This window comes from Flavobacterium myungsuense, assembly GCF_042677265.1.
In the GTDB taxonomy this organism is placed as follows: Bacteria; Bacteroidota; Bacteroidia; order Flavobacteriales; family Flavobacteriaceae; genus Flavobacterium; species Flavobacterium myungsuense.
The window spans coordinates 37,742-63,020 of sequence record NZ_JBHTIZ010000016.1 but is presented as its reverse complement, the minus strand read 5'-3'; the positions used below and the strand labels follow the sequence as shown (position 1 = coordinate 63,020).

31 protein-coding genes are annotated in these 25,279 nt (G+C 31.1%); 20 read left to right on the top strand and 11 right to left on the bottom strand.

Features of this window, described 5'->3' with window-relative positions:
• Positions 1 to 39: 39 nt before the first annotated feature.
• Positions 40 to 900: a helix-turn-helix domain-containing protein gene (locus ACFQ0S_RS06705; RefSeq protein ID WP_379759751.1), complete on the bottom strand. Its 861-nt coding sequence runs from the start codon at positions 898 to 900 to the stop codon at positions 40 to 42.
• Between the two features lie 98 nt (positions 901 to 998).
• Here ACFQ0S_RS06705 and ACFQ0S_RS06700 point away from each other — a divergent pair, with 98 nt between their 5' ends.
• The 4 genes from ACFQ0S_RS06700 (at position 999) to ACFQ0S_RS06685 (ending at position 3,450) form a co-directional block, all read left to right on the top strand.
• Positions 999 to 1,361, top strand: coding sequence for a DUF983 domain-containing protein (locus tag ACFQ0S_RS06700; protein WP_379759754.1), 363 nt, complete (start codon positions 999 to 1,001; stop codon positions 1,359 to 1,361).
• A 39-nt stretch (positions 1,362 to 1,400) separates the two neighbouring features.
• Complete coding sequence (fabD, locus tag ACFQ0S_RS06695) at positions 1,401 to 2,273, top strand: ACP S-malonyltransferase (protein ID WP_379759757.1); 873 nt, start codon at positions 1,401 to 1,403, stop codon at positions 2,271 to 2,273.
• Positions 2,274 to 2,284: 11 nt separating this feature from the next.
• Positions 2,285 to 2,554, top strand: coding sequence for a hypothetical protein (locus ACFQ0S_RS06690; RefSeq protein WP_379759759.1), 270 nt, complete (start codon positions 2,285 to 2,287; stop codon positions 2,552 to 2,554).
• A gap of 224 nt (positions 2,555 to 2,778) precedes the next feature.
• On the top strand, positions 2,779 to 3,450 hold the full coding sequence (locus ACFQ0S_RS06685) for a zinc metallopeptidase (RefSeq protein WP_379759761.1): 672 nt from the start codon (positions 2,779 to 2,781) through the stop codon (positions 3,448 to 3,450).
• Between the two features lie 67 nt (positions 3,451 to 3,517).
• On the opposite strand, the gene ACFQ0S_RS06680 is transcribed toward ACFQ0S_RS06685, so the two are convergent.
• The 3 genes from ACFQ0S_RS06680 to ACFQ0S_RS06670 form a co-directional block, all read right to left on the bottom strand.
• Positions 3,518 to 4,888: a saccharopine dehydrogenase family protein gene (locus ACFQ0S_RS06680; RefSeq protein WP_379759764.1), complete on the bottom strand. Its 1,371-nt coding sequence runs from the start codon at positions 4,886 to 4,888 to the stop codon at positions 3,518 to 3,520.
• Positions 4,889 to 5,002: 114 nt separating this feature from the next.
• Positions 5,003 to 5,317, bottom strand: a complete 315-nt coding sequence (locus ACFQ0S_RS06675; protein ID WP_379759767.1) for a hypothetical protein — start codon at positions 5,315 to 5,317, stop codon at positions 5,003 to 5,005.
• 4 nt (positions 5,318 to 5,321) lie between these two features.
• Entirely contained in the window at positions 5,322 to 6,089 is a 768-nt protein-coding gene (locus ACFQ0S_RS06670) for a DUF3108 domain-containing protein (protein WP_379759770.1), read from the bottom strand.
• Between the two features lie 129 nt (positions 6,090 to 6,218).
• Here ACFQ0S_RS06670 and ACFQ0S_RS06665 point away from each other — a divergent pair, with 129 nt between their 5' ends.
• Positions 6,219 to 6,605: a DUF423 domain-containing protein gene (locus tag ACFQ0S_RS06665; protein ID WP_379759773.1), complete on the top strand. Its 387-nt coding sequence runs from the start codon at positions 6,219 to 6,221 to the stop codon at positions 6,603 to 6,605.
• Between the two features lie 325 nt (positions 6,606 to 6,930).
• A complete protein-coding gene (locus ACFQ0S_RS06660; RefSeq protein ID WP_379759776.1) occupies positions 6,931 to 7,227 on the top strand; it encodes an isoamylase early set domain-containing protein in 297 nt (98 codons plus the stop codon).
• A gap of 49 nt (positions 7,228 to 7,276) precedes the next feature.
• On the opposite strand, the gene pepE is transcribed toward ACFQ0S_RS06660, so the two are convergent.
• Positions 7,277 to 7,987, bottom strand: a complete 711-nt coding sequence (gene pepE, locus ACFQ0S_RS06655) for a dipeptidase PepE (protein ID WP_379759779.1) — start codon at positions 7,985 to 7,987, stop codon at positions 7,277 to 7,279.
• Positions 7,988 to 8,279: 292 nt separating this feature from the next.
• Here pepE and ACFQ0S_RS06650 point away from each other — a divergent pair, with 292 nt between their 5' ends.
• The 4 genes from ACFQ0S_RS06650 to ACFQ0S_RS06635 all read left to right on the top strand — a co-directional run bounded on the left by ACFQ0S_RS06650 (position 8,280) and on the right by ACFQ0S_RS06635 (position 10,700).
• The gene (locus tag ACFQ0S_RS06650) at positions 8,280 to 9,026 is read left to right on the top strand and encodes a hypothetical protein (RefSeq protein ID WP_379759782.1); all 747 of its coding nucleotides are present in this window, start codon (positions 8,280 to 8,282) and stop codon (positions 9,024 to 9,026) included.
• The gene (locus tag ACFQ0S_RS06645; protein ID WP_379759785.1) at positions 9,016 to 9,750 is read left to right on the top strand and encodes a hypothetical protein; all 735 of its coding nucleotides are present in this window, start codon (positions 9,016 to 9,018) and stop codon (positions 9,748 to 9,750) included. Before ACFQ0S_RS06650 ends, ACFQ0S_RS06645 begins: the two co-directional genes overlap by 11 nt.
• Positions 9,751 to 9,825: 75 nt before the next feature.
• Positions 9,826 to 10,137 (top strand): Sec-independent protein translocase subunit TatA/TatB, encoded by a 312-nt coding sequence (locus ACFQ0S_RS06640; protein ID WP_379759788.1) that lies wholly within the window; start codon positions 9,826 to 9,828, stop codon positions 10,135 to 10,137.
• Positions 10,137 to 10,700 carry a phosphatase PAP2 family protein gene (locus tag ACFQ0S_RS06635; protein WP_379759791.1) on the top strand — a complete coding sequence of 188 codons (564 nt, stop codon included), beginning with the start codon at positions 10,137 to 10,139 and terminating at the stop codon, positions 10,698 to 10,700. Before ACFQ0S_RS06640 ends, ACFQ0S_RS06635 begins: the two co-directional genes overlap by 1 nt.
• Here ACFQ0S_RS06635 and ACFQ0S_RS06630 read toward each other — a convergent pair.
• Positions 10,687 to 11,328, bottom strand: coding sequence for an O-methyltransferase (locus ACFQ0S_RS06630; RefSeq protein ID WP_379759794.1), 642 nt, complete (start codon positions 11,326 to 11,328; stop codon positions 10,687 to 10,689). The genes ACFQ0S_RS06635 and ACFQ0S_RS06630 overlap by 14 nt on opposite strands.
• A gap of 108 nt (positions 11,329 to 11,436) precedes the next feature.
• Here ACFQ0S_RS06630 and rlmN point away from each other — a divergent pair, with 108 nt between their 5' ends.
• Complete coding sequence (rlmN, locus tag ACFQ0S_RS06625) at positions 11,437 to 12,480, top strand: 23S rRNA (adenine(2503)-C(2))-methyltransferase RlmN (protein ID WP_379759797.1); 1,044 nt, start codon at positions 11,437 to 11,439, stop codon at positions 12,478 to 12,480.
• 38 nt (positions 12,481 to 12,518) lie between these two features.
• On the opposite strand, the gene ACFQ0S_RS06620 is transcribed toward rlmN, so the two are convergent.
• The gene (locus tag ACFQ0S_RS06620) at positions 12,519 to 13,337 is read right to left on the bottom strand and encodes a hypothetical protein (protein ID WP_379759800.1); all 819 of its coding nucleotides are present in this window, start codon (positions 13,335 to 13,337) and stop codon (positions 12,519 to 12,521) included.
• 121 nt (positions 13,338 to 13,458) lie between these two features.
• Here ACFQ0S_RS06620 and ACFQ0S_RS06615 point away from each other — a divergent pair, with 121 nt between their 5' ends.
• The 5 genes from ACFQ0S_RS06615 to dnaG all read left to right on the top strand — a co-directional run bounded on the left by ACFQ0S_RS06615 (position 13,459) and on the right by dnaG (position 19,076).
• Positions 13,459 to 14,436, top strand: coding sequence for a polyprenyl synthetase family protein (locus tag ACFQ0S_RS06615; protein WP_379759803.1), 978 nt, complete (start codon positions 13,459 to 13,461; stop codon positions 14,434 to 14,436).
• Positions 14,437 to 14,642: 206 nt separating this feature from the next.
• The gene (locus tag ACFQ0S_RS06610; RefSeq protein WP_379759806.1) at positions 14,643 to 15,203 is read left to right on the top strand and encodes an RNA polymerase sigma factor; all 561 of its coding nucleotides are present in this window, start codon (positions 14,643 to 14,645) and stop codon (positions 15,201 to 15,203) included.
• Positions 15,190 to 15,894 carry a hypothetical protein gene (locus tag ACFQ0S_RS06605; RefSeq protein WP_379759809.1) on the top strand — a complete coding sequence of 235 codons (705 nt, stop codon included), beginning with the start codon at positions 15,190 to 15,192 and terminating at the stop codon, positions 15,892 to 15,894. Before ACFQ0S_RS06610 ends, ACFQ0S_RS06605 begins: the two co-directional genes overlap by 14 nt.
• Positions 15,895 to 15,916: 22 nt before the next feature.
• Entirely contained in the window at positions 15,917 to 16,972 is a 1,056-nt protein-coding gene (locus ACFQ0S_RS06600) for a hypothetical protein (RefSeq protein ID WP_379759812.1), read from the top strand.
• A gap of 115 nt (positions 16,973 to 17,087) precedes the next feature.
• A complete protein-coding gene (gene dnaG / locus ACFQ0S_RS06595) occupies positions 17,088 to 19,076 on the top strand; it encodes a DNA primase (RefSeq protein WP_379759815.1) in 1,989 nt (662 codons plus the stop codon).
• Here dnaG and ACFQ0S_RS06590 read toward each other — a convergent pair.
• Positions 19,073 to 19,702 (bottom strand): LuxR C-terminal-related transcriptional regulator, encoded by a 630-nt coding sequence (locus ACFQ0S_RS06590; protein ID WP_379759818.1) that lies wholly within the window; start codon positions 19,700 to 19,702, stop codon positions 19,073 to 19,075. The genes dnaG and ACFQ0S_RS06590 overlap by 4 nt on opposite strands.
• 114 nt (positions 19,703 to 19,816) lie before the next feature.
• Positions 19,817 to 20,617 carry an NAD(+) synthase gene (nadE, locus tag ACFQ0S_RS06585; protein WP_379759821.1) on the bottom strand — a complete coding sequence of 267 codons (801 nt, stop codon included), beginning with the start codon at positions 20,615 to 20,617 and terminating at the stop codon, positions 19,817 to 19,819.
• A gap of 175 nt (positions 20,618 to 20,792) precedes the next feature.
• Here nadE and gldB point away from each other — a divergent pair, with 175 nt between their 5' ends.
• Positions 20,793 to 21,752 (top strand): gliding motility lipoprotein GldB, encoded by a 960-nt coding sequence (gldB, locus tag ACFQ0S_RS06580; protein ID WP_379759824.1) that lies wholly within the window; start codon positions 20,793 to 20,795, stop codon positions 21,750 to 21,752.
• Complete coding sequence (gene gldC / locus ACFQ0S_RS06575; protein WP_379759827.1) at positions 21,752 to 22,087, top strand: gliding motility protein GldC; 336 nt, start codon at positions 21,752 to 21,754, stop codon at positions 22,085 to 22,087. Before gldB ends, gldC begins: the two co-directional genes overlap by 1 nt.
• A 1-nt stretch (position 22,088) precedes the next feature.
• Here the strand turns inward: gldC and yihA are convergent, their stop codons facing one another.
• On the bottom strand, positions 22,089 to 22,709 hold the full coding sequence (yihA, locus tag ACFQ0S_RS06570) for a ribosome biogenesis GTP-binding protein YihA/YsxC (protein WP_379759830.1): 621 nt from the start codon (positions 22,707 to 22,709) through the stop codon (positions 22,089 to 22,091).
• A gap of 94 nt (positions 22,710 to 22,803) precedes the next feature.
• On the bottom strand, positions 22,804 to 23,568 hold the full coding sequence (locus tag ACFQ0S_RS06565) for an alpha/beta fold hydrolase (RefSeq protein WP_379759931.1): 765 nt from the start codon (positions 23,566 to 23,568) through the stop codon (positions 22,804 to 22,806).
• 357 nt (positions 23,569 to 23,925) lie between these two features.
• Between ACFQ0S_RS06565 and mraZ the strand changes: the two genes are divergently transcribed.
• Both mraZ and rsmH read left to right on the top strand, forming a co-directional pair.
• Positions 23,926 to 24,396: a division/cell wall cluster transcriptional repressor MraZ gene (gene mraZ / locus ACFQ0S_RS06560; protein WP_379759833.1), complete on the top strand. Its 471-nt coding sequence runs from the start codon at positions 23,926 to 23,928 to the stop codon at positions 24,394 to 24,396.
• Positions 24,383 to 25,279 (top strand): 16S rRNA (cytosine(1402)-N(4))-methyltransferase RsmH, encoded by an 897-nt coding sequence (gene rsmH, locus ACFQ0S_RS06555; protein WP_379759837.1) that lies wholly within the window; start codon positions 24,383 to 24,385, stop codon positions 25,277 to 25,279. Before mraZ ends, rsmH begins: the two co-directional genes overlap by 14 nt.

Here is a 25,279-nt window from a genome sequence, read left to right as displayed (position 1 = left end):
GTAATATAGTTCAGAGGTTTTCTTTTTTGAAGAGAATAATCATCTCAAATTCCTAAATTCAGTTGGAGAAAAGCCGGTATGCTTTTTGAATAATCTTGAAAAATATGAATAATCTTCATAACCCATAATATAAGCTATTTCATTTATTGCCATACGCTTATCTACTAACATCCGTTTAATTTCTAAAATTACTCGATTCATAATAACTTCTGTTGAAGTTTTCTGTAAAATTTCATTACAAATACGATTTAAATGTTTCAAGGTAATATGCAATTGTTCTGCATAAAACGAGGGTAGTTTTTCATTTTTATAATGCTGTTCAAGAAGCAATTCAAATTTGTTAATTTTTATATTATACAAATGTGCCTGATGGAAATAAGTCTCACTATATTTTCTAGCAATTTCAATGTGAATACAGTCTAATAAATTTAACATTTTATCTAATTGCAGTTTATTATTTTGATTATTCTCCTGAATCAACAAATTAAAATAAGCCAAAATTTTATATCTTTCTTTGGTATCAAAAACTATTTCTGGTCGATTATGAATAGAATAATAAAAGTTATAATCATTGATTTTTTTTTGTCCAAAATATAAATTGTAGAGTTCTTGGGAGAAAATAATCACAAACCCTTCAATATCTTTAGACAAATTCCAATGATGCATTTGTCCTGGCTGCAAAACAAATAGACTTCCTTGTTTAATTACAAATCTATCAAAATCTACTTCATGCATCCCTGATCCATTAGTAAAAAAAACCATTAAAAACGAATCATGACGGTGAGGTTTTTCAACAAAACTATTCTTTTTTAAATGTTTCTTAAAAGTATTTACATAAAAATCTCGAGAAATAGTGTTGCAACTAAAATTTTGAATACTATAAATTGGATATTTTTTCATATTCCAAAATGTCTTTATTGTCCTATAATGGGCGAAGATATAAAAAGACTTTTAATAGATTCTAAATTACCTTTGAATAAATAAAAAATCAGATAATTATGTTAAACACATTAATGCATATTTTAAAAAATGAATGTCCGAATTGTAATAAAGGAAAAGTCTTTAAAGATAAAAATATTTTTCTAAATTTTAGTTTCCCAAAAATGAATGAATACTGCAGTCATTGTCATTCTAAATTTCAAAAGGAACCGGGATATTTTTTTGGTGCGATGTACATAAATTATGGATTGAACGTCGCACAAGGAATTGCTACTTATTGCATAGCTCAATTTTTCTTTGAAAAAAGATTCGATTTAAGAATTATACCAATTATTGCGACAGTAATCATTGCATTAACATTTTTCAATCTTAGATTGTCAAGATTAATATGGATTTATATGTTTAAGAATTATTCCAACTAAAAAAATACTATTTTTGCCTTTTAAAACTAAATTAAAAAAATGAAAGCATATATTTTTCCGGGTCAAGGCGCACAATTTTCAGGAATGGGCAAAGAATTATACGAAAACTCATTTTTAGCGAAAGAATTGTTCGAAAAAGCAAATGAAATATTAGGATTTAGAATCACTGATATCATGTTTAGCGGCACCGCTGAAGAATTGAAAGAAACTAAAGTAACACAGCCTGCCGTTTTTTTACACTCAGTAATCTTAGCTAAAACTTTAGATGATTTTAAACCAGAAATGGTTGCCGGACACTCATTAGGAGAGTTTTCGGCTTTAGTTGCAAATGGAGCTTTGTCATTTGAAGACGGATTAAAATTAGTTTCTAAGCGTGCTTTAGCTATGCAAAAAGCTTGTGAGATTACTCCATCAACTATGGCAGCGGTATTAAACTTAGCAGATGAAGTTGTTGAACAAGTTTGCGCTTCAATAGACGGAGTTGTTGTCGCAGCAAATTACAATTGTCCTGGACAGTTGGTTATATCTGGAGAGTACAAAGCCGTTGAATTAGCATGCGAAAAAATGAAAGAAGCTGGAGCAAAACGAGCCTTGATTTTACCTGTTGGTGGTGCATTTCACTCTCCAATGATGGAACCCGCTAGAGAAGAATTAGCAGAGGCTATCGAAGCAACAACCTTTTCTACTCCTATTTGCCCTGTATATCAAAATGTTACCGCAAGTGCAGTTTCTGACCCTAATGAAATAAAGAAAAATCTAATTATTCAACTAACTGCTCCTGTACGATGGACTCAGTCTGTAAATCAGATGATACAAGATGGAGCGACTAGTTTTACAGAAGTTGGACCAGGCAAGGTTTTAACAGGTTTAGTTAATAAGATTAATAAAGAAGTAGAAACGATTAATGCATAAATAAATTCAACATGAAAAATATCATTTTAAGTATCTCTATTGCTTTACTACTTATTTCTTGCAAAGAAGAAACTAAAGACAAACTTAAAGAAGCCAAAGAAGCGCTTTCATTAGAAATGAAAAACGCTGTTGATTCTGTAAAAACTAAAGCTGAGACTGCACTCGATTCAGTTAAAACAAAAGCAAAATCTGATTTAGATAGTGTTATTACTAAAAGTAATTTAAAAGTAGATGAAGCCACTCAAAAAATTAAAGAAATAAAAGAAGTAATTAAAAAATAAAAAAAGCTATCATTACGCTCACTTTGGTAATTCAACTTTAAGTTTTTTTTTAATTTCCTTCTACTTTATTTTTGATTTTCTTATCAGAAATTATTTTTTATAAATCATTTACTTTGAATGGATAACTTTTTTTATTGATTTTTATAAATGCCAAATTGACATTTTTAAAATTTGGCTTATAATTTGATGAAACAATCTTGTTTAAATTTAAAAATTAAAAAAATATGTATTTAGTTTTAGCAGGTATAATAATGTTATTTAGTTGGCTAGTAAGTAGCCGATTAAAAAGTAAATTTGAGTTGTATTCTAAACTCCAACTTCAAAACGGAATGTCAGGACGAGAAATCGCCGAAAAAATGCTTGCCGATAACGGAATTCGCGATGTAAGAGTGATATCAGTAGAAGGACAATTGACCGATCATTACAATCCAGCGGATAAAACCGTTAACTTGAGTGAAGGAGTTTACAATCAAAGAAATGCTGCAGCTGCAGCGGTTGCTGCTCACGAGTGCGGTCATGCCGTACAGCATGCTACCGCTTATAGTTGGTTAGAAATGCGTTCTAAATTAGTGCCAGTGGTTAGCGTAGCATCTAATTATGTGCAATGGATTTTGATAGCTGGTATTTTAATGATGAAAACATTTCCACAATTATTATTGGTTGGGATTGTGATTTTTGCCGCCACAACCATATTCACAATTGTTACCTTACCTGTAGAATATGACGCTAGTAACAGAGCTTTAGCTTGGTTAGAAAATAAAAATATGTTAACTCGAGAAGAACATGCAGGTGCAAAAGACGCTTTGAATTGGGCTGCACGAACCTATGTAGTAGCAGCAATCGGTTCGATTGCGACTTTGTTGTATTACATTTCAATTTACAATAATAGAAGATAATATTTTTATTATTTCATGAGACATAAATCCGTTTCGAGAGAAGCGGATTTTTTTTGCGTTAAGTTTATTAACCGCGAATTTTATCAGGATTGTATCCTAAATAAGGCATTTCTTTTTCGTGAAAAATTACTCCATACTCTTCCAATTCTTTTAAAATAGGGAGATATACTTCTTTGTTTATAGGCAACTGGACACCAGTAGTAGTTATGTTACCATTTAAAATTTGTAAAGTTGCCATTGCCACAGGGAGTCCCACAGTTTTTGCCATAGCAGTATAGGTTTGGTCGTCTCCAATACAAACCATTTTGGAATCAATCTGTTTTTTGCTGCCGTTTATTTCATAGCCAAATTTGTGATACATTACAATCATATCTTTATCATTAGGCTGCAAAGTCCAACTATCGCTGAGAATTTTTTCAAGAATTTGAGCTGGAGAGGCGTTTTTTAAACCCACAATTTTATTTGGGTTGAGGATATCTAGTTCCAATAATTTATCCCACATAATATCATCTTGCTCGATTCCTAAACTCAATCGCAGTTTAATTTCAACTGAATCTGTTGGGTGATAAGGCAAGAATAAATTAGTAAATTCTCTATAACTGATGGTTTCTGAATTATCGATTACATAGGTATCATCGGTCATGCCCAACTGAACGAACATATTCCAAGCTCTAGAAAACCCTACACGGCGAATGGTTCCACGATATAAAGTCAAAGCATTATCCAAACCATACACACTTCTGTATTTTAAAGAATCCCTATTGGCATAGCCTTCAAATCGTCCATAGCCTTCAACTTCCATAAATTCGGTTCTACGGAATAATTTGTGATAAGGAATGTATTTGTAAGTGCCTTCTTGAATGAACTTAGCTGCCCCACCTTGTCCAGCCAAAACCAAATTTCTCGGGGCCCAAGTAAATTTATAATTCCATAAATTTGTGTCTGATTCTGGTGCAACCAATCCGCCACAAAAAGACTCAAAAAGAATTACTTTTCCGCCTTTTTCACGAATTTCATCAATGACTTTCATGGCACTCATGTGATCAATTCCTGGGTCTAAACCAATTTCATTCATAAAAATGAGATTGTTTTCTTTGGCAGCAGCATCTAATTCTTGCATGGCATCACTAACATATGAAGCGGTAACCATGTGTTTTTTATAAACAATACAGTCTCTTGCTATTTCAATATGCAAATGAGCTGGTAACATCGAAATGATAATATCGGCTTTCTGAATTTCAGTTTTTCTTTGGTTTTCATCAAAAATATCTAAAGCTATTGCAGTAGCATTTTTATGATTGTTGGTTTTTCTTTGGGCTAATTCTAAAGACAAATCAGCAATGGTAAGATGCAGATTTTCCTGATTGGATTTCTTTAAAAGATATTGTATTAATGATGAAGCAGAACGACCAGCACCTATAATTAGTATATTTCTCATGGTGTTTTAATTATGAATATCAAAGGTATGAATTTGTAGAGACCTAATATACTAAATGCTTAAAAACAAAAAAGCCCACATGGAAGTGAGCTTTCTGTTTTAGGTAAAAGGAGATTATTCTATATCTTCTAAATCTTTTAAATCTTCTAGTTTAGATTCGACTTTCTTTTGTTCAAATTGTTCGTCTTTGGCTACTTCATCTTCTACAAGAGTTACTTTTCCGATTACAATAATTAGGGTAAGTCCTGCAACAACAAGAATCCATTTCGGTAAACTTTTCTGATTAATGTCGGATTGAATAAATGCTATAAAAGCAAAAATTAATGCCAATCCTATTGGCAATAGTGCTAGAGTTCCCATTGGCAGAACGGCAAATACAATTCCTAGAATTGCAAATAAAATGGCTAAACCAATACATAATTTTCTCATAATTTTATAATCCTGAAGCGTTAGTTAATGCAAGTTGTCCTGTTCCTACAGGTATACTAAATTTTATTTGAGCAGGTACTTTAGCATTATCGGCAGTTAGCCAAATGATGTTTTTGTCAGTTCCTCTAAGGGCTTGTGTTTTGGCGCCAATAGAGACTTTGTAACATGCTTTTTTACCCAAATTTCCAGCAGATACCGTTTCTTTACCCATAAATTTTACCGAAACAGCCATCTCTTTTTGATCAAAAATAACTACAAATGAGGTGATTTGTCCTGGCTTAAATGTGCTAAAATCTATTGTTCGTACTTTATATAATAATGAAACTACATCTTGTGTTCCTGCACCAACTTGAAATGTTTTTTTTGTTTCAGGAGTGTTTTTCTTATTTACTGTACTTTCAATGGTTTTACCATCATTTTTAAAAATATACTTTTCTTTTTTAGTATATTTTCCTTCAAAAATATCTCTTTTGTATAAACTAGGTTTTAGGGTAATTGGATCTACATAAGATTCATACAAATCTCTAATTTTAAAAAAAGTATCCCATTTACTGTAAGTTGTGGCTTGGCAGCTTAAATGAAGTAAGGTTTTTTTAGACGTCTTTACAGTTTCGGTTTCCATGGTAACTTGTGCGAGTTGCGTCATAAGACCACTCATGTTATAGGAAGCTGCATAAATAAATTTTTCTCCTGATTTTACAGTTTTGTTTTCTTGTCCAAAAGCTGAGCTAATCGTCAGAATAACAGTAAGAATAAAAAATATTTTTTTCATTTATGTACAGAATTTAATGAAATGCAAATATACTATTTTTTCTTAATGAGAGTTGAAATTAATAAATCACAATTAGCTTTCTATTTTCGTTTAGAACCAATAATTTTACTTTTTAAAAAATAAATAAATATGGAAAGAAAAATCACAGTAACAGCAACCGTGCTTGGTATGATTGCAATTGTTTTAGGTGCTTTTGGAGCTCATGCTTTGAAAAAAGTTTTATCTGTTGAACAATTAGTCACTTTTGAAACTGGAGTAAAATACCAAATGTATCATGCTTTGTTTTTATTATTTCTTGGAACAACAAAATTACTATCTGATAACATAAAAAGAACGATTTTGTATCTTATAGTTATAGGTGTAGTTTTTTTTTCAGGCTCTATTTATCTATTAGCTACAGATGATTTAACAAGCTTCAATTTTAAAACAATAGGTTTCGTTACACCAATTGGAGGATTCTTACTAATATGTGCTTGGCTATATACATTTATAATTGTGACAAAAAACAAACATTGATTGTTACTACTATATATTTATATAAGTAGAGTTCATATGGTAAAATGAATGCTTTTTTATTAAAATCAATAAGAAATTTGTTTAAAAAGGTATTATTTCCGTTTGATTTATTCTCTTTTTGTTAAAAAATGATAAATCTTGGATACAGAATGTGTAATAGAAAAACGTTTGCTCTTTATGCATATAGAAATTTAGAATGTTAAAAGTTAAGAATATGTTTATTTTTTTTGATACTTCTTGTCATAATCCTAATTCTTAACTTGAGTTATGGTTTGTTCAAATGAATTTACTTCCTTTGTCTCATAATTCTAAAAATGAAACAGTTATGTCAATTAAGAAACAATTTATAAAATCGAAACCAGTTTGCAAAGTAACTTTTAGTGTAGATGCAAAAGAAGCAACAAGTGCATCAGTAGTTGGTGATTTCAACAACTGGAATGTAACAGAAGGAGAACTTGGGAAATTAAAAAACGGAACTTTTAAAGGAGTTTTCGAATTAAACACCGATGCTAACTATGAATTTAAATATGTAGTTGATGGTGTTTATGTTAACGATTCTGAAGCTGATTATTTCATCTGGAATGAATTCGCAGGTGCTGAAAATGGAGTGCTAGAATTGTAATTGTTAAATCTACAAAATATAAAATCGCTCATTGAGCGATTTTTTTTGTTTAACATTTAAATAAATTCAAAACACTACCGCTTTCTATTTCTATTGGAGTTTGATTATATCTAAAGAGGCGTGCTGAAAGTGTCCCTTTAAGAATTATTTCATCTCCATTTGCCTCTAGCCAACTTCCTTCCCGTAAACCTAAAACAGGTACAGAATTAAATTGATGAAATTCAGATATACGAGTTTCTCGTGTTTCTCCCATATGTTTTGATTGAAGCTCTCCATCTACATAATGCGGATTTATATTAAAATGAATTAATCCTAAAGTTTCAAAACTTGGCGGATAAATTATAGGCATATCATTAGTAGTTTGCATATTTGGCCCACATATATTGCTCCCGGCACTTGTTCCTAAATAAGGGATTCCATTTTTTAGAGTAGTTGCTAAGACGTTCATTATTTCATTTTTATACAATTCATAAACCAATAAAAAGGTATTTCCACCTCCCGTAAAAATTCCTTCCGCTTTTTCAATTGCTTCTACTGGATTTTCAAATTCATGAATTCCTAGAACTCTAATATTTATTTTGGCAAATGCTAAACATACTTTATTGGTATATTCTTCATGCGAAATTCCTCCTGGTCTGGCATAAGGAATAAATAAAATGGTTTTGCAATCTTTAAAATGGCTTTGTAAACGTGGTAATAGATATTCTAAATAATCTTCCCCGCATAACGTTGATGTGCTCGCAATAATAAGGTTTTTCATTTTTTTAAATTCAATTTCTGCCATAAAGATAAAGAAAGACGATTAGATTTACCATCTATAAAAATTTTAGATTAACATATAATTAGTAAGATGTTAGCAGTTTATTATGAGTCTATTAAAATACATTTACAAAACAAGAAAAGAGTCGCTTATTATATAGAATATATAATAGAATTTCAAGATTGTGTCATAGAAATCACTAGCTTTGTTAGTGTATAGAGTGATAAAAATAAAACTTTAGGTCATTCTTAATGATAGGGATTGTTTTTGAAATGTCTAAATAATATTGCATATGAAAAGTAAAATTGGAATACTAACAATTATTTTTTTTGGTCATGTTTGTTTGGGTCAAATAGGTGCTAGAAAGTTAATTCGTGGTCAGGTTGTAAATGATTCTATCAATGTAGAGAACGTTGTTGTTTTTAACACTAATTCCAAGACAGGAACCGTTACAAGCAACCAAGGGTTTTTCTCAATATATGTTATGCAAAGTGACACTTTAGTTTTTTCTGGTTTGCAATTTAAATCCAAAAAAATAGTCTATTCTGAAATTAAAGGATCTGAAATCAAAGTAAAATTAGAAACATTTGCCTATCAATTATCAGAAGTTGTTGTGTTTAAAGAAGAAAAGACAAAGCCTATTGCTGGTTCACAGGCAATAGTAGATAAGGAATATTTTGATGATGAGAAATCCTCACCAAAAAATAGAACAATGACTCAAGTAGGCGGTATCGAAAACCCTATTGATTTTGTTCGTATCTATAAAGATGTTTTTAAAATATTGAAGATTAGTACACCAAAAAAATCAGATTTTACAACTAAAATTGATTTTACAGAAGTTGTCATGAAAAAAATTGACTATTCTTTTTTTAACAACACTCTAAAGTTAAAAGATGATGAGATTAAACTTTTTCTTGTTTATTGTGAAAACGACCCAAAATCAAGTGTGTTATTAAAGTCAAATACAAAATTTGAGTTAATGGATTTTTTGATAGAGAAAAATATAGAATTTAAAAAAATTGCCAATTTTGAAAAATAATTGTCTATTTTTCATCTTGTTTTTTGTGTTTCAATTTGCATTTAGCCAATCAGTTATTGAATCAAAAATCACTTTTAAAATTGTAGTCGATTCTATCCTTATAGAAAAGGTAAATGTCGTTAATGAAACAAATCAAATAGCTACAGTTTCAAATAAGTATGGAATTTCTTCTATGATTGTTTCAGTTGATGATGTTATTCAGTTTTCAGCAGTAAACCTTGAGTCCAAAAAATTAAAAATAAGTCTAGAAGATTTAAAATCGGGGGAGATTATTGTAAAAATGAAAACTAAAAACAATCAATTAAAAGAGGTTGTTGTCAGGCAAAATGAAGTTATCAATGCAGTTTCTGCTGGGGTTTTGCAAAAGCCAGCTAAAAAATACACTCCAGCTGAACGGAAATTATATGAAGCAACATCTGGAAGCGGACTCATTCCCCTTAATCCTATAATTAATTGGTTTACTGGAAGAACCGCCATGCTAAAAAAAGAAATTGTTGTAGAAAAAAGAGAAAAATTATTACTAAGATTAGACGGATATTATAAAGAAGACTATTATACAAATGTTTTAAAGATTACTTCAACTTACATCAAAGGGTTTCAATATTATTTGATTGAAGATGCCGATTTTACTCGAGCATTAGAATCTAAAAATAAAACAATGGCTACTTTTTTAATAAAAGGATTAGCAACCAAATACCTTCAAATGATTCCTAAAAAAGAATAATGATTTTAATTTATTACACAAAATAATAGAAGCTTAAGTTTTTGTATTTTTGCATTGAAATAAACAACAATAATTATGTTTGGTATTGGTGGAGGCGAAATATTTTTTATACTACTTGTAGTTTTAATGCTTTTCGGATCAGATAAAGTTCCTGAAATGGCTAGAACTTTTGGTAAATTTATGGCACAATTAAAAAATGCCACAAACGATATTAAAAGTGAAATTCAAAAAGGAGTTGAAGGGACAGGCTATGACACAACGATAACTGATATTTCAACTGAAATAAATAAAGCAAAAGAAAACCTCATAGGAAATACAACTTCTACTGTAACCAAAATAAAAGAAGATATTGAAGAGGTTACAGGGCCGATAAAAAGACAACTATAATGCTTGAAAAAATAATCAATTTTGATAAAGTAGTTTTTGTTTATCTCAACGGTTTGGGCTCAGAGACTTTTGATGGATTGTGGCTAATAATTACAAAACAAATCAATTGGACACCTTTATTTCTATTGGTTTTTTATTTTTTACAAAAAAAAATTGGCTGGAAAAATTTTCTGTATTACATTTTATTTATAAGTATTCTTATACTGATTTGCGATCAAACGGCCAATCTGTTTAAAGAAACTTTTCAGCGTTTAAGACCTTGTAATGATCCTGAGATTAAAGATATAATTCGAATAGTAAAATCTAGTGATACTAAAAGTTTCTTTTCAGGACATGCAACAAATTCAATGGCTACAGCGGTTTTTACGTATTTGATAATGAGAAAATACTACAAACACATTTATTTATTGTTTTTATTTCCTTTGATTTTTGCTTTTAGCCGAATTTATCTCGGCTTGCATTTTCCAATTGATATTGCAACAGGTTATGCTTTTGGAGCTACTTTTGGATTTGTTTGTTTCAAAATGTATTATAAATATGTTCTTAAAACTAAAGCACTCTAGAAACTGTAAGCCCGTCTCTAATGGGTAATAAAACCGTTTCTACTCGAGTGTCATTATTTAATAATTTATTGTATTCCAATAAAACTTTAGTACTATTATCATTAGGTTGTAAAGGCTCTAAAACCTTGCCACTCCATAATATATTATCCGATAGAATGATACCACCTTTATTCACTCTAGGAACAATTAATTCAAAATAGTTGATGTAATTTTCTTTATCGGCATCAATAAAAACCAAATCAAATTTTATAGTTAAAGTCGGAATAATATCAATTGCCTCACCTAAATGTTGCACAATTTGTTCCCCCCAAGGCGATTTATCAAAATGCTTTCTTTGAAAATCGATCAACTCCTCTTTTATATCTATGGTATGAAGCATTCCGTTTTCCTGCATGCCTTCGCACAAGCATAAGGCAGAGTAACCCGTATAAGTTCCAATTTCGAGAATATTTAAAGGTTGAATTAATTTAGAGAGCATGCTCAAAACTCTACCTTGAAAATGGCCGCTTAGCATTCTAGGCAATAAAATTTTTTGATAGGTTTCTTTGTTTAAAGCCGCTAATAATTCGGGTTCAACTTGAGAATGTTGTTCAATATAATCTTCTAGTTCTTGGGAAATGAAGTGCATTTAATTATTTTTTCAATTTCTGTCAAAGTTATCAAATTATCGAGTCAACACACGAGCATTTATGTAAATTGATGAAATAAATCAACAAAATGTCATTAAATTTGCGCCATGCAAATTGACAAAAAAGACATACGATCATTATCAAAAGAACAATTACGAGATTTTTTTGTTTCAAATAGCGATAAATCTTTTCGCGGAAATCAAGTTTATGAATGGTTGTGGAGCAAAGGAGCCCACCATTTTGATGACATGACTAATTTGTCTAAAAAAACTCGTGCCATGCTGTCGGACAATTTTGTAATCAATCATATTAAAGTTGATACTATGCAACGCAGTGAAGACGGAACGGTTAAAAATGCAGTTAGGTTGCATGACGGATTGGTCGTTGAAAGTGTGTTAATACCAACGAATACACGAACAACAGCTTGCGTTTCTAGTCAAGTAGGTTGTAGTTTAGATTGTAATTTTTGTGCTACAGCACGATTAAAAAGAATGCGAAATCTAGAACCTGCCGAAATTTATGACCAAGTTATAGCTATAGATAAAGAAAGTCGTTTGTACTACAATCATCCGCTATCCAATATTGTTTTCATGGGAATGGGAGAACCGTTGATGAATTATAACAATGTCATCAAAGCTATTGATATGATAACTTCTAAAGAAGGCCTAGGCATGTCGCCTAAACGAATCACAGTTTCTACTTCTGGAGTTCCTAAAATGATTAAAAAAATGGCCGACGATGAAGTGAAATTTAAACTGGCAGTTTCATTACATTCAGCAATTGATGAAATACGGTTTAAGATTATGCCATTTACAGTTAATTTTCCTTTAGCAGAATTGCGAGAATCATTAGAATATTGGTATTATAAAACAAAAAGCAAAGTGACCTACGAATATGTGGTTTGGAAAGATATTAACGACAATAAAGAATCTATTGATGCACTAGTTAAATTTTGTAAATATGTACCATGCAAAGTGAATCTCATAGAATACAATCCTATTGACGACGGGGAGTTTCAGCAAGCTTCAGAACAATCTATAAATGCCTATATCAAAGCTTTAGAATCTAACGGAATTGTAGCAAAAGTAAGAAGAAGCAGAGGAAAAGATATTGATGCTGCCTGCGGACAATTAGCCAATAAAGAAGCCTAAAAACCCAATTTAAATGCGTTTTTAGGCTTTATATAAGTTTAATTTCGTAAAATAAAATTCTGTGTCTCACCATTAATGGTCAATGTAGCTTTGTTGTCACAATCTCCATTTCCATAATCTAAAATCCAAGGATTACCAGTTCTTACTATTGAAATGGTTCCGCTAACGATATTTGGACAACCCCATTTAGCAATTAATGGTTTGGTAATAGTTGTTGTGTGTAATGTTCCGCTTGGCAAAGTAGTTTTCCAATTTCCTGTTATCGAAAACACGTTATCCGTTAAAACAGTTGTTGTATACCCTTCTGTAAATTCTCTAACTCTTTCTCCAACTCTTGTAAAAACACTTCCGTTTGCATAGGTTACAGTCATGTTTAAATTGATAGTAGCTTTAGGGTTGCCATTTTGTGAAATAGTTTTTACTACTGTTCTTGAGCCTTCAACACGTCTGTCATTATGATAAAAGTTCTCAAAGGAGTAGTTAATAGTCCTTGTAAGAGCATCAAAATCATTAGTAAAAGTGATAATTATTTTTCCTCTAACTAAATTTCCGTTTGCCAGAGTGCAATTTGTTGTTCCAAAATCTACAGTTCTCGTTCTAGAATTTCCATCAACAACAGTATTAACGGTAGCACAATTTGTTAAAAAACTTCCAGAGTTAGAATTCGAACGTCCTGCAGAAGCCACCACTTCATTTGATTGAGATTCAACAATTTGTAAAATGTCATCAGCAATAGCATCAATTTTAGTGTCCGATTCAATGTCTAAACCACTTACAATAGGATTACTCTCCTCTTTATCACATCTAATGAATAAAAAGCAACTAAAAATAGCGAACATTACAATTTTTGATTTCATATGTTTAAATTTTAAAGTTTCTATTAGGACATTCAAATATAGAAAAGGTTTAATGAATACTCAAAAAAATCTAAATTATAACTTTTGCACTCTTGTACATTATAAGTACCTTTGAAAAGTAATGAATATCACTTCGCAAATAAAAAAACCCATTCAAGTTGAAATGGAACTTTTTGAGAAAAAGTTCTATGAATCTATGACTTCAAAAGTAGCATTACTCAACAGGATTACCTATTATATTGTAAATAGAAAAGGCAAACAAATGCGCCCGATGTTTGTTTTTCTTACTGCCAAAATGGTTTCTAACGGAAATGTAAATGAAAGAACTTATCGAGGTGCTTCGGTAATAGAATTAATTCATACGGCAACTTTAGTTCACGATGATGTTGTTGACGATAGCAATAGGCGAAGAGGTTTTTTCTCCATCAATGCGCTTTGGAAAAATAAAATTGCGGTTCTCGTTGGTGATTATTTACTTTCTAAAGGATTGTTACTCTCTATTGATAATGGCGATTTTGATTTGTTGAGAATTATTTCTGTTGCTGTTAGAGAAATGAGTGAAGGCGAATTATTGCAAATTGAAAAAGCCAGAAGATTAGATATTATAGAAGAAGTATATTACGAGATTATCCGAAAAAAAACCGCAACATTAATTGCATCTTGCTGTGCGCTTGGCGCAAAATCGGTAATTGATGATGAGGTTCAAGTAGAGAACATGCGTAAATTTGGAGAACTTATAGGAATGGCTTTTCAAATTAAAGACGATTTATTCGATTATTCGGAGGAAGCTATAGGAAAACCAACAGGAATTGACATCAAAGAGCAAAAAATGACCTTGCCTTTAATTCATGTGTTGAATAATTGTACTTCCAAAGAAAAATCTTGGCTCATTAATTCCATAAAAAATCATAATAAAGACAAAAAGCGAGTAGCAGAAGTCATTGCATTTGTAAAAAACAATAACGGATTGCTTTGTGCGGAACAAAAAATGGCTCAATTTCAGCAAGAAGCACTTCAGCTTTTGCAAGATTATCCTAATTCTGAATTCAAAGATGCCTTAATTTTGATGGTAAATTATGTCATTGAAAGAAAAAAATAAAAAATAATTTTATTTGTAAAGTATTGATTTTATTGGAATTGTGACTATTAAACCATTTAATTAGTATTATTATTTAATGCTTCATACAACCTTTTTATAAATTATCTCGTCTATGCTAATAGAAGTCTAATCAATTTGAAAAATCAATTGCAATAGCAATTACTAAAAATTGGAATTGGTTTTTGCCTTTGAAATTGAAATTTAATATGAAAGTAATCAACTTACATCAGGAGGAAAACGAAATCATTCAATTGGCCATTGAAAATAATCGTCAGGCGCAACAGTTGATTTATAACAAATTTTCCCCAAAAATGCTAAGTGTTTGCAGACAATATATTAAAGATATTCAAATAGCAGAAGATTTGATGATTACCGCATTTATGAAAGTATTTACAAATCTAAAAAAGTTTGAAAGTAAAGGAAGTTTCGAAGGCTGGATAAGACGAATTATAATAAATGAATGTATTTCATTTATTAGAGTTGATAAAAAGGTCGCTTTTTTAGAAGACTCCTATTATAAAGAAAATGGGTTTAATAGTATTGAAAGCAACTTTAGCGTTGAGGATATTCAGTTTCTGATAGATAATTTACCTGATGGTTACAAAATGATTTTTAATCTCTATGCCATCGATGGCTATAAGCACCATGAGATTGCAACAATGTTAGGTATTAATGAAGGGACTTCAAAATCGCAGTTGTCGCATGCCAGAAAAATGCTACAAGAACAAATAACTAAGTTAAAAAATTATAGTAATGGAACCGAATAAATTAGAAAATCAATTCAAGGAAAAATTGAATTTACGTGAAATCAAGCCAACGAAAATGGCTTGGGACAGGCTCGATGCTATGCTGACAATTACAGAAGAGAAAAAGCCAAAGCGCAACTACGATTGGATGTATTTCGCTGCAAGTATTATCGGATTTGTCTTCATTGGAATACTATTTTTCAGTCAAACTGAAGAACTTGTAGATGTAAAAAGAAACGAAGTTGTTTTAGATAACAAAAAAATAACAAAACCATCTGAAAATACTATTCAAAAGCAAACAGAAACTAATCTTTCTCCAAGCATTTCATCTTCAAGTATAGTAGAGGTTTCTGAACTTAAAAAAGTAAAAAATAATTCTAAAGAAACGAAGATAATAAATAGTAAACAAAACCAAGTTGCACAAAACCGAATACCTAAATCCCAAAATCCTACACTTATTACTCACAATCAAAAATTTGAACAATTAAACTCTTTAAATCAAAACACTGTTAAAGTTGACGAACTCTTAACTGTTGTTGAAAACCCTTCAAAAAATGAAATCCAAAAATCAGCTGTTAAAGTTGATGCTAACAATTTACTTTCACAAGTTGATGGTGAATTAGAACTTTCGTTTCGAGAAAAAGTAATTAATACCATCGGTAAAAATTACAAAACTGTAAAAGTGGCTTTGGCCAATCGCAATCAAGAATAAATCAATTTAAAAACAAAACATCATGAGAAATTTTACAATTTACTTAACAGTATTACTATGTCTTTTTTTAACTAAAGTTTTTTCACAGGAATCTTTTGAATCACGAGCAAAAGCAATTGCTACAAAAATAGAGAACATAACTAAAGACGAAAAAGCCGGACTTAAAGAAGAAGTCGAAGCCGTAAATGTCGAACTAGAAAAAGGCATTATTACCAAAGAGCAAGCCGACGAAAAAAAACAAAAACTAGCTGAATCTAGAGCTAAAGCTATTGAGTTTAGAGTATCTCAAGCTCAAAACGAATTAGTCAATTTAGTGCAAGAAAAAGTTGATGGAAAAATAAAAACCAGCGATAGCGATTTTAATTTCTTAATTTTTCATAAATCTGATGGGAAAAACCATGATAAATACATGAAATGTCAGGACTCAATTAAGAATTTTTCTAGAACAACATCTCAATTTGTTTTTGCATTAGGACTAAATCATTTGTCAACGAATAAGTCAGTTGCTAATTCAGATTATCGCTATTTAGGTTCTCATTTCTATGAATGGGGAGCAACAGCAAATACCAGAATTTTCAAAAACAACAACTTACTCCATGCAAAATATGGGCTCTCTGTAATGTACAACAATTTGCGCCCAACCGATGACCGTTTTTTTGCAGAATCACGCAAACAAACCAATCTTGAAACGAGTACAGTTAAATTAGAAGATTCTCGATTTCGAAATGTATATTTGGTGGTGCCATTGCATTTAGAATTTGATTTTTCTGGAACTAAAAAAAGTGGTGATAAAACTATTTTCAGAACTCATCAAAGTTTTCGAATGGGTTTAGGTGGTTACTTTGGAGCTAATCTAAAATCGAAACAAATTTTAAAATATGAAAGCTTAGATGGTAACGATGTAAAAGAGCGCACCAAAGGCGATTTTAATGTGAATGATTTTATATATGGTGCTAGTGCTTACATAGGTTATAAAGACATAAGCTTATATGCCAAATACGACATAAGCCCTTTGTTTAGTGACAATAGTATAAACCAAAACAATGTTTCTCTTGGCATACGATGGGACTGGAATTAAAATGAGTTTGAATTAGTTTTTTTTAAAACCCTTTTAGAGTTTAAAACCTAGAAGGGTTTTTGCTATCTAAAAACTTTGTAACTTTGAGCCTTTGCAACATTGACCCAAACATAAATTGATTTCAAAAGCCACCATAGACACTGTTTTCGAAACTGCCCGAGTAGAGGAGGTTATTGGCGATTTTGTACAATTAAAACGAGCTGGAAGTAATTTCAAAGGATTGAGTCCTTTCTCAGATGAACGTTCACCATCTTTTATGGTATCGCCGGCAAAGGGAATTTGGAAAGATTTTAGTTCAGGAAAAGGAGGTAATGCAGTGGCTTTCCTTATGGAACATTCGCATTTTACCTATCCTGAAGCCATTCGATATTTGGCTAAAAAATACAATATCGAAATTGAAGAAACCGCGCAAACTGAAGAAGAAAAAGCCATTACTGATGTTCGAGAAAGCATGTATTTGGTTTCTGAATTTGCCAAAAATTATTTTCACGATACTTTATTAAATGTAGAAGAAGGTAAAGCCATTGGTTATACTTATTTTAGAGAACGGGGTTTTACTAATGAAACCATCAAAAAATTCGCATTAGGGTATTCTCCAGAAGTTTGGGATTCTTTTTCAAAAGAAGCTTTAGGAAAAGGATATAAAATAGAATTTCTAGAAAGTACAGGACTCACAATTGTTAAGGAAGACAAGCTTATAGATCGTTTTAGAGGTCGAGTAATGTTTCCTATACAAAGTATGTCGGGAAGAATTCTAGGTTTTGGAGGAAGAATTCTGACTAACGATAAAAAAGCAGCAAAATATTTAAACTCTCCTGAAAGCGATATTTATCATAAAAGTAAAGTTTTGTATGGAATTTTTCAAGCCAAGCAAGCTATTGCTAAACAAGACAATTGTTATTTGGTTGAAGGCTATACCGATGTGATTCAGTTCAATCAATCAGGAATAGAAAATGTTGTGGCTTCTTCCGGTACAGCTTTAACACCTGACCAAATCCGATTAATAAATAGGCTAACAAAAAATATTACGGTGCTTTATGATGGCGATGCCGCCGGACTTCGAGCTTCTATTAGAGGAATCGATTTGATTCTTGAAGAAGGCATGAATGTAAAAGTGTGCACTTTTCCAGAAGGTGAAGATCCGGATAGTTTTGCCAAAAAGACCCCTTATGAGGATTTAGTTTTGTATTTAGAAGAAAATGCAAAAGATTTTATTCAGTTCAAAGCATCACTTTTAATGAATGAAGCTAAGAACGATCCTATAAAAAAAGCCGATTTAATTAGAGATATGGTTTTGAGTATTTCTAAAATACCAGATCGTATCAAACGGGAGATTTATATTCAGGAATGTTCTAGAATAATGGATATTTCTGAGCAGGTTTTATTAAATACGTTGGCGCAATTGGTTCAAAAAGACATTTCAGAAGCTGGAAAAAAATTAAAAAATCCCGAGAATTCGGGACAAAAAGCTTTTGAAATTGTAAAAAATGACGAAAAAATTGCAGTTGAAAAAATTGATGTTTTATATGAATTAGAACGAAAAATCATAGAAATTCTTTTGTTATACGGAGATAAAGTTGAAGAATTTGAAGATGTTCTTTTAAAAACAAATGAAGAAGGCGAGATAGAAAATACCATTGAAAGAAAAGAATATAAAGTATATCAACGCATTTATTTGAGCTTGCAAGAGGATGAGGTAGAATTGTCGAACGCTTTATTTAGAGGTGTTTACAATCATTTGATTAATTATTTTCATCAAAACGAAACCTTTCAAATCGAGCAGTATTTAATGCACTTAGAATCTGAATTTTCACAAGAAGTTACAGATATTTTAATGATTGATGAACAGCAAACTTTGCACAACTGGGAAGGACAACATATTATTGTAAAACAAAAAGACCAAAGCATATCTCAATATGTTTCAGAAACAATACTAACAATGCGATGGTTTTTAGTAGATGGTATTATTGAAGAACTTAAAGCATCTATTTCCTCAGAACCCAATGCTGATAACTCAGAACCAATGTCGATGGTAGTCGATTATTCTAAATTAATAAATTCTTTTTCTAAAAAGCTAGGAAGAGTAATGTCGCGCTATAATTAAACGATTTCAAGAGTTTTGGCTTTATTCACTAAATCAACTAGGTTTGTTACGTTCAATTTGGTTAATAATCTTAATTTATAAGTACTAATCGTTTTTTCGTTCAAACCAAGGATAGCAGAAATTTCATTATTCTTTTTACCATTACTTAAATAACGCAATACTTCAATTTCCCTATTTGATAATTTTCTGTACAAACGCTCGCTTTTATTTTGTTTCGCGATTAAGGCTAAATTTTTCTTAATAACATCATTCAAAATAATTTGACCTTGATGAACTTTTGTGATGGCAATACCTAAAGTTTCTAATTTAGCTGTTTTATGAACATAACCTGCAACTCCTGCTTTTATAGCATTTGGCGCATATATTTGTTCAGAATAACTACTAAAAACAATTATTTTAGTTTTCGTATAATGCTTGATAATTGCTTTTAATTCATAAAGACTAGACATCCCATCTAAATCTAGATCAATAACTAAAATATCTATTTCTTTGGTATAAAGCACGTCTTTAACCATGGAAAAATTCCCTACATTGGCTACTATACTTATCGTGGAATGATCCCTAAAATAAGATTTTACACCAAAGTGAACAACTGGATAATTATCGGCTAAACAAACTTTAATCATAATTTTTGTTTTTTTTAAGACTAATTTATTAAAATTTAAGATATGATTATGAAAACAAGACTATAAATTTAATAAAAAAAAGATACACTTCTAATTTTTTTAGACAAAATACAATTAATTCCGATTAACTAAGCAAATTGGTATTGCGTTCATTTTGTGTTGATTAGTTTTGTTGAGATGCTTGTAAATATCAAACACTTCTTTTTCTCTTCCTGAAAAATCAATTGCTTTTTTGCCTAATTCATCTGCTTCCATAGCCCATTCTAACTCGTCATAGCTGGCTCCCAGTTGTTCTTCGTCTGTTCTTGCGTCTCCAAATAAACCATCTGAAGGGTCAGCATTTAATATAGAATCTGGAACTTTTAAGTAGTTTCCTAAAGCGTATACATCCGATTTCATTAAATCTGCAATTGGACTCAAATCAACACCTCCATCACCATATTTTGTATAAAAACCAACGCCAAAATCTTCCACCTTATTGCCAGTTCCTGCCACCAATAATCCATGAATTCCAGCAAAATAATAAAGAGTAGTCATTCTTAATCTCGCTCTAGTGTTGGCTAATGACAAATGAAGCTTATGGATGTCATTCGAATCTGGAACTTGTTTTTTAAAATCCTCAAAAACAGGAGTCAAATCCGCTACAATAGAATTCACGTTTGAAAATCTTTTTTTCAATTGTTCAATATGTTCTTTGCCTCTACTTACATGAGATTCCGCCTGATGTATGGGCATTTCTACACATAAAACTTTTAATCCTGTTTGGGCACAAAGTGTAGAAGTCACTGCAGAGTCGACTCCGCCTGAAATACCTACAACAAAACCATTTACCTTTGCGTTTTCTGCATACTCCTTTAACCAGTTTACAATGTGAAGGTTAACCTTTTCTACTTGTAAGGTGCTTTTTTTAGACATAATTGAAATTTTTTATAAACCGTAATGTATATTTGCAAAAATAATATTATTTCTAGAGTTTTTTTAGCAAATAGAATCTATCGTATTATTTTTACAATTTCTATACAATAATAGGCTTTAAATTTAATTTAAATTAATTTGCTTTCTATTTTAGGTTAATATCCAAATTCACTTCATGAAAAAGTATTTCATTTTAACAATTCTTTTATCGTTAGCACTATTTTCTTGTGATAAAAAAAGTAAAGCAGAAAGAGAGATAGAAAATATTCCTTTAGATATAACTGTTAATCGATTTGACAAAGCTTTCTTTGAAACTAAACCACAAGATTTACAAAAACTAAAAGCGCAATATCCTATTTTTTTTCCTGCTGGAAATGATGATTCGGTTTGGATAGAGAAAATGCAAAATCCGCTTTGGAGAGAATTGTATACAGAAGTTGAAAAAAAATATTCCGACTTTAGTTCTCAAACAACAGAAATCGAATCGCTTTTTAAGCATATTAAGCACTATTTTCCTGAAACAAAAACACCAAAAGTATATACTGTTATTTCTGAAATGGATTATCATAATAAAGTAATTTATCTCAATAATATGTTGGTTATTTCATTAGAATTGTATCTTGGTAAAGAGCATAAGTTTTATGAATTCCCTGAATATTTAAAACAAAATTTCGAATCCAATCAAATGCTTCCAGACATTGTCGATGCTTATTCTGTGAGTAAAATTGCACCTCCCTCAGACGAAACTTTTCTAGCGCAAATGATTTATTCAGGAAAGAAATTATATATAAAAGACGTCTTTTTACCTAACTATTCTGATGCCAATAAAATAGGATACCTAGAGGAACAAATTGCTTGGTGTCAAGAAAACGAAGGCTATATGTGGCGATATTTTATTGAAAAAAAGTTGCTTTACGACACCGATCAGAAACTCATTCCACGATTTATAAATCCAGCTCCATTTTCTAAATTTTATTTAGAGATTGATAACGAATCACCCGGTAGAGTTGGTTCCTGGATTGGATGGCAAATCGTTCGTTCTTTTATTGAAAACAATGATGTAACTATTCAGCAAGTATTGCAAATGGATGCTAAAGAAATATTTGAAAAATCTAAATACAAACCTAAAAAATAATGCCAGATACCATTACCTCCGAAATAAAATTCTTAGTCGAATTAGACCAAAATAGAGTTCCCGAAAAATTAACCTGGACCGCACAAGATGGTGGTGTAGATGCAGAAGAAGCTAAAGCCATGATGCTTTCAATTTGGGACAGCAAAGCTCAAGAAACCTTGCGAATTGATTTATGGACAAAAGACATGCCCGTAGATGAAATGAAATTGTTTTTTCATCAAACTTTAGTTGCCATGTCCGATACTTTTAATAGAGCCACTAATGATGAAAAAATGACAGCAACAATGAAAGATTTCTGCGATTATTTTGCAGAGAAGCTGGAGTTGACTAAATAGTTTAAAACTCACTATTATTCTTAAAAACGTCTTGATTTACTTCATCAATGTATTCAAGTAAGGCCTCTTTACCTGTGCCCTCAGTAGAAGAGGTTACAAAAAAAGGAGGCATTTCTGCCCAGTTGTTGGCAAACATTTGTTTCTTATAAGCTGCAATGTGTGAGTCAATCTTTACTTTACTAATCTTATCCGCTTTAGTAAAAATAATACAAAAAGGAATTTCACTTTCGCCCATGTAAGCCATAAATTCTAAATCAATGTTTTGGGCTTCATGACGAATATCAATCAACACAAAAGCACAAACGAGTTGTTCTCTTTTCTCAAAATAATCAGTTATAAATTGTTGAAATACCGACTTTGTTTTTTTAGAAACTTTGGCGTAACCGTAACCAGGTAAATCAACTAAAAACCAATTGTTATTTATTTTAAAATGATTAATTAACTGCGTTTTTCCTGGTCTTCCCGAAGTTTTTGCTAAATTTTTATGATTGGTCAACATATTTATTAGCGACGACTTCCCAACATTTGAACGGCCAATAAAAGCATATTCGGGTATGCGTTCTAATGGGCATTTGTCTACTTCGGAGTTGCTAATTATAAATTCGGCAGAGTTGATTTTCATTGCAAAAATGGATTTTGGCAAATGTAGCTAAAAAAAGAACCACTATTTTCTTGAAATTCAATTAGAAAATAGTGGTTCATTTGCTTTATAAAATTTACATTTCGCTCTTTTTAAGCCAAGCATACATAACTTCGTTAAATTCATCAGGATGTTCCATCATGGCAGCGTGTCCACATTTGTCTATCCAATATAAAGAAGAGTGCGGCAATAATTTATGAAATTCTTCTGCAACTTCTGGCGGTGTTACTTTATCATTTTTACCCCAAATTATGCAGGTAGGAACGTGCATTTTAGGTAAATCTTTTGCCATATTGTGACGTATAGCGCTTTTGGCAATGGTTAAAGTTTTTATCAATTTGATTCTGTCATTCGCCATCGAATATACTTCGTCTATAATTTCTTTGGTAGCTACTTTAGGATCATAAAATACGTCTTCCGCTTTTTTCTGAATATAATCATAATCACCTCTTCTTGGGTAACTGTCGCCCATTGCGCTTTCATACAATCCCGAACTACCTGTAATTACTAATCCTAACATTTTTTCAGGATACATTTTAGCATGATATAAACCGATGTGACCTCCTAATGAGTTCCCCAAAAGAATTACCCTGTCAAAACCTTTAAAAGTGATAAAATCTTTGACATATTTTGCAAAAGCCTTTACGTTTGTCTTTAAAATGTTTTGCGTATATATTGGTAATTCAGGTATAACTACTTTATATCCTTTTTCAGGAAAATAGTTTGCAACACCGTCAAAATTACTTAAACCGCCCATTAATCCATGTAAAATGATAATTGGAGTTCCTTCTCCCGCTTCATAATACGTGTATCTTCCTTCTTTTTTTAAATCTTTTTTCATTATTGGGTTTGGCGTTTCAAATTTGCGCAAATATAAGGTTTTATACATTAATAGGAAATTTTGTTAAAAATTTACTCAAATAACTTGATTTAGTTATTCAACTTTCCTAAAAGGGGATTTAAAATTTTTACAAATTAAGTGAAGTACTTTAATTTAAAAGAATCTTGTTTTTTTGCTACAATTATATATGATACTCCATTTCTTAACAATGTGTTAAATAAGTATTTGCGTCAAAAATCCTAATTATTGTTGGTTTTAGCTTTAAAGTGGTAAAACTTATTAACAAAGTGGTAGATTGTGGTAAAATGTGGTAATTATTTTTATATTTTTGCTACTGTCATTTAAAAACTGTATTTCTTGAATTCAATAATAGGAACATACGAATGTAAAGTTGATGCTAAAGGAAGGTTGCTTTTGCCAGCTCCTTTAAAAAAGCAGTTGACCAATTCTCTTCAAAACGGTTTTGTTTTGAAGCGTTCTGTTTTTCAGCCCTGTTTAGAGTTGTATCCTATGCAAGAATGGAATGCGATGATGCAAAAAATAAACAAACTCAATCGATTCGTTAAGAAAAACAATGATTTTATTCGTCGCTTTACTGCTGGAGTAAAAGTGGTTGAGATAGATAATTTAGGGCGTTTATTAATTCCTAAAGATTTAGTTGTTTTTGCTAATGTCTCTAAAGATTTGGTGTTGTCGTCTGCAGTTAATATAATCGAGATTTGGGATAAAGAGTTGTATGAAAAATCAATTGATGATTCAGTAATTGATTTTGCTGATTTAGCCGAAGACGTAATGGGAAATGTAAATGATGACGATGGAATATCATAATCCGGTTTTGCTTCAGGCTTCTGTGGGTGGTTTAAATATTAAGCCAGATGGTGTGTATGTGGATGTAACTTTTGGCGGAGGCGGACACTCGGCTTTTATTTTAAATCAATTAGGTCCTAACGGTAAATTATTTGCTTTCGATCAAGATGAAGATGCTTTGGCAAATACTTTATATGACGAAAGATTTGTTTTAATAAATGAGAATTTCAGGTATATAAAAAGATTTTTACGATTTCATAATATTAAAAGTGTTGATGGAATCTTAGCTGATTTAGGAGTTTCTTCGCATCAATTTGATGTTGCAGAACGTGGTTTTTCTACTCGTTTTGATGCGGAATTAGATATGCGAATGAGTCAAAAAAATGACTTAAATGCTTATAAGGTGGTGAATGAATATGATGAGGCAAACTTGCGACGCGTTTTTTTGGAATTTGGTGAACTTAAAAACGCGCCCGCAATTGCTAGAGTAATCATAAAGGCCAGAGAAGAGAGCCCGATAAAAAACACCGAGCAATTAAAAACAGTTTTAAGTCAGTTTTTACCAGCACATAAAAGCCATAAAATATTGGCTCAAATGTATCAGGCGATTCGAATTGAAGTCAATCAGGAAATGGATGTTTTAAAAGAATTTCTAGAACAATCATTAGAAATTTTGAATACAGGAGGGCGATTAAGCGTGATTTCCTATCATTCGTTAGAAGATAGATTGGTAAAAAGATTTATCAAAAATGGCATGTTTGAAGGAGAACCAGAACGTGATTTTTTTGGAAATTTTTCAGTTCCATTTTCAACCATCGGAAAATTAATAGTTCCAGATCAAGCCGAAATTAAAATAAACAATAGAGCTCGTAGTGCAAAATTGAGAATAGCTGAAAAGAAATAG

Excerpts from the sequence above, each read along its gene's own strand:
- ACFQ0S_RS06635 (WP_379759791.1), top strand. The coding sequence starts at position 10,137 with ATGCTTGAAAAAATAATCAATTTTGATAAAGTAGTTTTTGTTTATCTC.
- ACFQ0S_RS06615 (WP_379759803.1), top strand. The coding sequence starts at position 13,459 with ATGAATATCACTTCGCAAATAAAAAAACCCATTCAAGTTGAAATGGAA.
- gldC (WP_379759827.1), top strand. The coding sequence starts at position 21,752 with ATGCCAGATACCATTACCTCCGAAATAAAATTCTTAGTCGAATTAGAC.
- ACFQ0S_RS06630 (WP_379759794.1), bottom strand. The coding sequence starts at position 11,328 with ATGCACTTCATTTCCCAAGAACTAGAAGATTATATTGAACAACATTCT.
- ACFQ0S_RS06670 (WP_379759770.1), bottom strand. The coding sequence starts at position 6,089 with ATGAAAAAAATATTTTTTATTCTTACTGTTATTCTGACGATTAGCTCA.
- ACFQ0S_RS06680 (WP_379759764.1), bottom strand. The coding sequence starts at position 4,888 with ATGAGAAATATACTAATTATAGGTGCTGGTCGTTCTGCTTCATCATTA.
- pepE (WP_379759779.1), bottom strand. The coding sequence starts at position 7,987 with ATGAAAAACCTTATTATTGCGAGCACATCAACGTTATGCGGGGAAGAT.
- ACFQ0S_RS06565 (WP_379759931.1), bottom strand. The coding sequence starts at position 23,568 with ATGAAAAAAGATTTAAAAAAAGAAGGAAGATACACGTATTATGAAGCG.
- rsmH (WP_379759837.1), top strand. The coding sequence starts at position 24,383 with ATGGAATATCATAATCCGGTTTTGCTTCAGGCTTCTGTGGGTGGTTTA.
- nadE (WP_379759821.1), bottom strand. The coding sequence starts at position 20,617 with ATGTCTAAAAAAAGCACCTTACAAGTAGAAAAGGTTAACCTTCACATT.
- ACFQ0S_RS06705 (WP_379759751.1), bottom strand. The coding sequence starts at position 900 with ATGAAAAAATATCCAATTTATAGTATTCAAAATTTTAGTTGCAACACT.
- ACFQ0S_RS06620 (WP_379759800.1), bottom strand. The coding sequence starts at position 13,337 with ATGAAATCAAAAATTGTAATGTTCGCTATTTTTAGTTGCTTTTTATTC.
- rlmN (WP_379759797.1), top strand. The coding sequence starts at position 11,437 with ATGCAAATTGACAAAAAAGACATACGATCATTATCAAAAGAACAATTA.
- ACFQ0S_RS06685 (WP_379759761.1), top strand. The coding sequence starts at position 2,779 with ATGTATTTAGTTTTAGCAGGTATAATAATGTTATTTAGTTGGCTAGTA.
- ACFQ0S_RS06665 (WP_379759773.1), top strand. The coding sequence starts at position 6,219 with ATGGAAAGAAAAATCACAGTAACAGCAACCGTGCTTGGTATGATTGCA.
- yihA (WP_379759830.1), bottom strand. The coding sequence starts at position 22,709 with ATGAAAATCAACTCTGCCGAATTTATAATTAGCAACTCCGAAGTAGAC.
- ACFQ0S_RS06590 (WP_379759818.1), bottom strand. The coding sequence starts at position 19,702 with ATGATTAAAGTTTGTTTAGCCGATAATTATCCAGTTGTTCACTTTGGT.
- ACFQ0S_RS06660 (WP_379759776.1), top strand. The coding sequence starts at position 6,931 with ATGTCAATTAAGAAACAATTTATAAAATCGAAACCAGTTTGCAAAGTA.
- ACFQ0S_RS06605 (WP_379759809.1), top strand. The coding sequence starts at position 15,190 with ATGGAACCGAATAAATTAGAAAATCAATTCAAGGAAAAATTGAATTTA.
- ACFQ0S_RS06690 (WP_379759759.1), top strand. The coding sequence starts at position 2,285 with ATGAAAAATATCATTTTAAGTATCTCTATTGCTTTACTACTTATTTCT.
- gldB (WP_379759824.1), top strand. The coding sequence starts at position 20,793 with ATGAAAAAGTATTTCATTTTAACAATTCTTTTATCGTTAGCACTATTT.
- ACFQ0S_RS06650 (WP_379759782.1), top strand. The coding sequence starts at position 8,280 with ATGAAAAGTAAAATTGGAATACTAACAATTATTTTTTTTGGTCATGTT.
- fabD (WP_379759757.1), top strand. The coding sequence starts at position 1,401 with ATGAAAGCATATATTTTTCCGGGTCAAGGCGCACAATTTTCAGGAATG.
- ACFQ0S_RS06675 (WP_379759767.1), bottom strand. The coding sequence starts at position 5,317 with ATGAGAAAATTATGTATTGGTTTAGCCATTTTATTTGCAATTCTAGGA.
- ACFQ0S_RS06600 (WP_379759812.1), top strand. The coding sequence starts at position 15,917 with ATGAGAAATTTTACAATTTACTTAACAGTATTACTATGTCTTTTTTTA.
- ACFQ0S_RS06700 (WP_379759754.1), top strand. The coding sequence starts at position 999 with ATGTTAAACACATTAATGCATATTTTAAAAAATGAATGTCCGAATTGT.
- ACFQ0S_RS06640 (WP_379759788.1), top strand. The coding sequence starts at position 9,826 with ATGTTTGGTATTGGTGGAGGCGAAATATTTTTTATACTACTTGTAGTT.
- ACFQ0S_RS06610 (WP_379759806.1), top strand. The coding sequence starts at position 14,643 with ATGAAAGTAATCAACTTACATCAGGAGGAAAACGAAATCATTCAATTG.